The following is a 5,276-nucleotide window of genomic DNA, read 5'->3' as shown; positions in this document are numbered from 1 at the left end:
GGCTTGAAGACACTCTAAAACTTATTAGCCTGGTATTAGGAAATCCCGTTATTAGTACAATCCTTGGAATTCTAGCTATTGCTCAATTTATCCTTTTAGTCTTTGTCGGTACATCTCTTTCAATTATTCCAAGCTTACTCTAGAAAACAAGATGGACACAATACTAATTATCCACTTTCTTTCTTTCTTTCGTTTTTCTTTCAATCTTTGCTCTAGTAACTCCTTCATTTTTTCCAAGGCTTCAAATTCTCCATCATCGATAGTTTTTCTTAATAGAGTTCTATTATTTTGCCAGCAGTTTATTCTGTAGAATATGCATATTTATAGATTCAAATAGATATAATGAAAAGCTGCATTTTATTCTTAGGAGGTCTTACATGGATATTTTTCTAACTGGAGGGACAGGCTTTATTGGAAGTTATTTAGTTGAACAATTAATGAAAGATGGACATAATCTTACTTGCTTAATTCGCCCAACAAGTGATATTAAAAGATTAGTAGAGCTTGGTATAGATATGATTGAAGGTTCGGTAACAGACATAGAATCGATGCGTAACGCCATGAAAGATGTAGACATGGTTATGCATTTTGCAGCAATGTACGAAATTGGCAAAGTTGATGAAAAACAGATGTATAACGCAAATGTAGTTGGCACCCAAAACGTTTTCGATCTTTTACAAGAACTTGAAGTACCAAAATCTGTTTATTGTAGCACTGAAGAAGCATTAGGTCATCAAGATAAGGTAATGACAGAAACTTCTGAACATCCTGGTAAGTTTCTTTCATATTACGAAGAAACAAAGCATTTAGCACATAAACTTTGGCAGCAATGTTGTGCTGAGGGATTAGATACAATTACAGTTATGCCTTGTGGAGTAATAGCCCAGGAGATACTAAATTTACTGGTCAATTTATAATGAATTACATAAAAGGAGATATGCCCGCCATTCCAATGCCGGATAAAAAATTCACGTTTGTTCATGTAAAAGATGTAGTAGATGGTATAAAACTTGCAATCGAGAAAGGGCAACCAAAGGAGTCGTATCTCTTTGGAGCATATGTCAAGACGATAGGAGAAATGTTCGACATGCTAGAAAAGCTCACAGGAATTCCGAAACCTAAAAGAACTTCTGGAAAAATGATGTTGAAAACTTATGCCGTTCTCCAAGAAATAAAGGCGGCATTTACAGGTAAGAAACCATTTATTGACAGAGTTGCAGCTCGTTTTCTGGCGGACGGTGGATTCGTAGTAGATTCATCAAAAGCTGAAAAGCAGTTAGGTTGGAAACCAATGCCCTTTGAAGAGGCCATGAAAGATACTGTAAAGTGGTTTATGGAAATCTATGGCAGCTAGTATCCCTTGAAATGGTTTTAATGGTTGTATCTCAAAAAATCATTAAAAACTTTTTCTATCTCATGTAGCTTACTTAATAATGATTAGTCTATAGTCGTGGCAGAATTTACCTTACTGTGAATATCTCGCTCTAGAGCTAGAAATTGAGATTTACATGACTTTAAAGATCCACCGATCACATTCACAAAGAATGATGCCTCTTCTTGCCTGCCTAAATCGTAATAAGGGGGGGCTATGATTTCTGGTTTTTGAAAGAACTCTAAAGGAATTAAAGTGACACCATCTGGATTTAATGATATCCTCTTAAAAAAAGCAAATTGTTCAGGAACAATCTCCTTAGGAAGTTGCTCTAAAAATACGGCTTTTATCACAAGATTCATTATGTTTTCTTGAATTGCTGCTTTTGCACCTATATATGAAGTCGTAATACGTGGATTAATTTCAATAAAGACTACTTCATCCTTTGTAAAGATTAGATCTACACCAAAATACCCCAATAAACCAGGAAAATAGTCTGGAAAGCGCATAACAACTTTCTTGGCCTTTTCCTCTAACTCATGATGAAAAGGAGTGAAGCCTCCTTCATACTCTGATTTTCCATTAAAAGAGTTAAACGTAATAAATTGTGCATTGAAACTGACGGGTAATGCATACTTTCCATTAGAAATGCAATTTATGCTTGCAGGAGTGCCTTCTATATATTTCTGCACAATGAATCGATTTTGTGTCGAATTTAGCTGTATATCAAGAATTGCTTTAGATATTTGTTTTTCTTGCATTACTAGACTTAAACCACCGCATCCAACACCATCAATAGGCTTGAATATCAAAGGATAGCCAATCTCTTCCAAACTCTCTTTGATGTACTCTAAATCATCTGATATTTCACAAATTACGGTCTCTGGTACTGAAATTCCTCTCTTTTTCAGTATATCTTCCGTTTGAACCTTATTTGATGCAATCTTAGTTGCCTTTGAGGATGAATCTAATAAAGGTATTTCTAGTTGTTCAGCAAGTTTTCTTAAGTTGTATAAAATATGAGAAACTTCAGGGGCGATAATCAATATCGCATCAGGATCTAATGTCTCCAGTGTATAATGGAGCGACCTTTCTTGGGTAACTATTTTGACCTCATCTACATTGAGAAACGACCGATAGTTATCTATTCTGAAATCCAATGGAATAATCACATTATGCCCACAATGCTTAAGATCGCGAGTTACAGAATTAAGCATCCCGAATCCTTCTGGAAAAAGTATGCTAGGTATATCTGTGTCAACAAAACCGCCTGATGAGATGTATTCAACAACTAGAATGTTCGTAAAGTCACCTTCTTCACAATACTAAAAACTAATATACAAAAAATATCACTGAAATTGTGCTCGTGATGACAACTTCGATGATTTTGTTAATACTAGAAGATATGTTAAATATAGTTGTCTAATACTCTAAAAAAATAGGTTTTCAATTAATTTATTTCTCAACTGGATCATAACCAATAATTACAATGTAACTATCATTTCCTTTTTTGATCTCAATCTTGCCATTAAAAATAAACCCTTTAATCTCTTCTTTGATCTTTTCGTCTATTTTTTCATCTAACTCCTCTAGACTACAATCCTCTATTTTGTGTTCGATCTCCAAAACTATCCCTCTGACAACTTTTTCATCGAGACTGCTTATCTGGGTGAGTAACGTAACGCACTTATTTAAAATTTTTTGTCAATAAAAATCAAACAAGATTTTAGCTAAGCAATCCATAAGTATTTAGATTAGAGTTTGCTTCAAATTTAATCAATTAATCAGATTTCTCGTTTAGAGGGAACGAAATGCGTATAATTCCAGTAATTGATTTGATGAAGGGTATCGTGGTTCATGGACAAATGGGTGAACGGAAAAAGTATAAGCCAATTAAGAGCGTTTTATGTCATTCCGCAGACCCTTTAACTGTAGCTTACGCGTTTGAAGATAAACTTCAATTAAAAGAGCTGTATATTGCTGATCTTGATGCTATTTCACATCACGATTACTCAAATCTTAAAGAAATTCTCAAGATAAAGCAAAATACGCTCCTTAATCTTATGCTTGACTGTGGTATACGTTCAATGGATGATATCTTGAATGTTATATCTACAAATATTGACCATATTATTATTGCGACTGAGACGCTGTCTGGACTTAGCGAATTAGAAATAATAGTAGACCAAGTTAACGGAAGCAAACTCATTTTGAGCATCGATACAATGGATAACAAAATTCTAGCTAGTTCAAAAGAAATTATACAGTTAAATCCAAGATCAATTGCAGAATATGGCTTAGAGTTGGGCATACAAGAGTGTATTGTCTTAGATCTTTCTAAAGTGGGAAGTGAGAGAGGACCAAACATTACTATTGCAAAAGAAATCGTTGATAATGTAGATATTTCTGTTATCACGGGTGGAGGAATCCGTTACATCGACGATATTCATTTCTTGGAAGAAAATGGGTTTGCAGGAGTCTTAATTGCTACAGCTCTTCATAACGGAAATATCACCCGTAATGATTTATTGACAGTTAATGGGGACAAGAAAAGTTAGTTTATTCCTTCATTAGGCCTTAAATTCATCCTTTCAACAATATGGGTTCTTTGCTGATTTTCCTATACAAAAAATGTTTTAAACTGAAACCTAGATAAATATAGTTTACTGATTTTTGTGAGGGAGTCTAATGGAATATCAAATTCATGAATTTGAAATGGAATTTTTAAACGCTCTTGAGAAGGGTATGTCTCGCACATATTTATTGTGTGGTGCGTATGGATCTGGTAGAACCCACTGGCTAAAAAACAATCTTGAGGGGTTCTATAAGAAAATATTGTCAAAATTATATCCAAATATGGTGTATGAAGAAATCATATTTCGTCACGAAAAAGCAAGAACACTTCTTGAGACGATTAATGCAGAAATAGAAGCAATGGAAAATAACCTAATTTATTGTGTTGATGATTTTTCTATTCCATCTGACGAAGTGAGACAGACTGTTTCTGTGGCTTTAACAAGAATGAATCAGCAGATTAAAGAACATACAAAATCCGTGTTCATGTTTTTAGCTATTTCAAGAGACGATTTATCATTCTTTAAAGAACATTTGCCAGAAGCTAATGTACTGTATTTCAATTTTGATAAAATCCTTGGAAAGATTGCATATCCTGAAGAAATTTAACATATTAAATTGCCATAAGAATCGATCTTTGACTATAAACCTAAAAGATTTTCATTTAGGGGGTTATTTATTGAGAATAGAAGAATTTGATGCGTTAGTTGTGGGGGCAGGGTTGAGTGGTCTGAGAGTAGGGCTAGGACTTTCGGAAGGAGGATGGAATGTTGCAGTTATCAGCAAAGTCTATCCAGTGAGAAGTCATTCTGGTGCTGCTCAAGGAGGAATTAACGCTGCTTTAAAAAATACCGAGGCGGGTAAAGACGACACGCCGAAACGGCATGCCTATGACACAGTGTATGGGTCAGATTACATTGCAGATCAAGATGCGGCTATGTTACTTTGTGAGGAAGCTCCTAAAGTAGTAATTGAATTAGAAAGTATGGGGACGCCATTTTCGCGTTTAGAATCAGGTCTTATTGCACAAAGACCGTTTGGTGGCGCTGGATTTCCAAGAACGTGTTATGCTGGAGATCGTACTGGTCATGCATTATTACATACTCTTTATGAGCAAGGTACTCGACGAGGTGTGAAATTCTTCGACGAGTATTTCGTCATCGATCTTATTACTGTTGGTGAAAGTGTTGCAGGGCTAATCGCTTTGGATCTAAACTCGGGAGAACTTGTTATATTCAGGTCCGAATTAGAGACTGTCATTCTTGCAACTGGTGGATATGGACGAGTTTATAATAAGTCAACTAATGCGCTTATAAATACAGGCGATGGT

Annotated in this window: 7 protein-coding genes; 5 read left to right on the top strand and 2 right to left on the bottom strand. The window is 35.1% G+C overall.

Annotated elements, in window-relative coordinates; all coding sequences use genetic code 11:
• Positions 1 to 377 precede the first annotated feature (377 nt).
• Positions 378 to 917, top strand: coding sequence for an NAD-dependent epimerase/dehydratase family protein (locus tag QVB70_RS14485; RefSeq protein ID WP_287587661.1), 540 nt, complete (start codon positions 378 to 380; stop codon positions 915 to 917).
• On the top strand, positions 917 to 1,354 hold the full coding sequence (locus QVB70_RS14480) for a GDP-mannose 4,6-dehydratase (RefSeq protein WP_287587659.1): 438 nt from the start codon (positions 917 to 919) through the stop codon (positions 1,352 to 1,354). The genes QVB70_RS14485 and QVB70_RS14480 overlap by 1 nt, the downstream gene beginning before the upstream one ends.
• An 83-nt stretch (positions 1,355 to 1,437) precedes the next feature.
• Here the strand turns inward: QVB70_RS14480 and QVB70_RS14475 are convergent, their stop codons facing one another.
• Together QVB70_RS14475 and QVB70_RS14470 are read right to left on the bottom strand one after the other, a co-directional pair.
• Entirely contained in the window at positions 1,438 to 2,589 is a 1,152-nt protein-coding gene (locus tag QVB70_RS14475) for an ATP-grasp domain-containing protein (RefSeq protein WP_287587656.1), read from the bottom strand.
• Between the two features lie 238 nt (positions 2,590 to 2,827).
• The gene (locus tag QVB70_RS14470; protein WP_287587654.1) at positions 2,828 to 2,998 is read right to left on the bottom strand and encodes a hypothetical protein; all 171 of its coding nucleotides are present in this window, start codon (positions 2,996 to 2,998) and stop codon (positions 2,828 to 2,830) included.
• A 185-nt stretch (positions 2,999 to 3,183) separates the two neighbouring features.
• Between QVB70_RS14470 and QVB70_RS14465 the strand changes: the two genes are divergently transcribed.
• From QVB70_RS14465 to QVB70_RS14455, 3 genes are all read left to right on the top strand, one after another.
• The gene (locus QVB70_RS14465; protein ID WP_287587652.1) at positions 3,184 to 3,930 is read left to right on the top strand and encodes a HisA/HisF-related TIM barrel protein; all 747 of its coding nucleotides are present in this window, start codon (positions 3,184 to 3,186) and stop codon (positions 3,928 to 3,930) included.
• 130 nt (positions 3,931 to 4,060) lie between these two features.
• Positions 4,061 to 4,555 carry a hypothetical protein gene (locus QVB70_RS14460; protein ID WP_287587651.1) on the top strand — a complete coding sequence of 165 codons (495 nt, stop codon included), beginning with the start codon at positions 4,061 to 4,063 and terminating at the stop codon, positions 4,553 to 4,555.
• Between the two features lie 70 nt (positions 4,556 to 4,625).
• Positions 4,626 to 5,276: FAD-dependent oxidoreductase (locus QVB70_RS14455; RefSeq protein WP_287587650.1), on the top strand; the 651-nt coding region annotated here is incomplete at its 3' end.

Source organism: Candidatus Borrarchaeum sp., from assembly GCF_019058535.1.
Lineage (GTDB): Archaea > Asgardarchaeota > Sifarchaeia > Borrarchaeales > Borrarchaeaceae > Borrarchaeum > Borrarchaeum weybense.
Note: the sequence above shows the minus strand (reverse complement) of the source record. Positions and strands in the feature narration are given on the sequence as shown.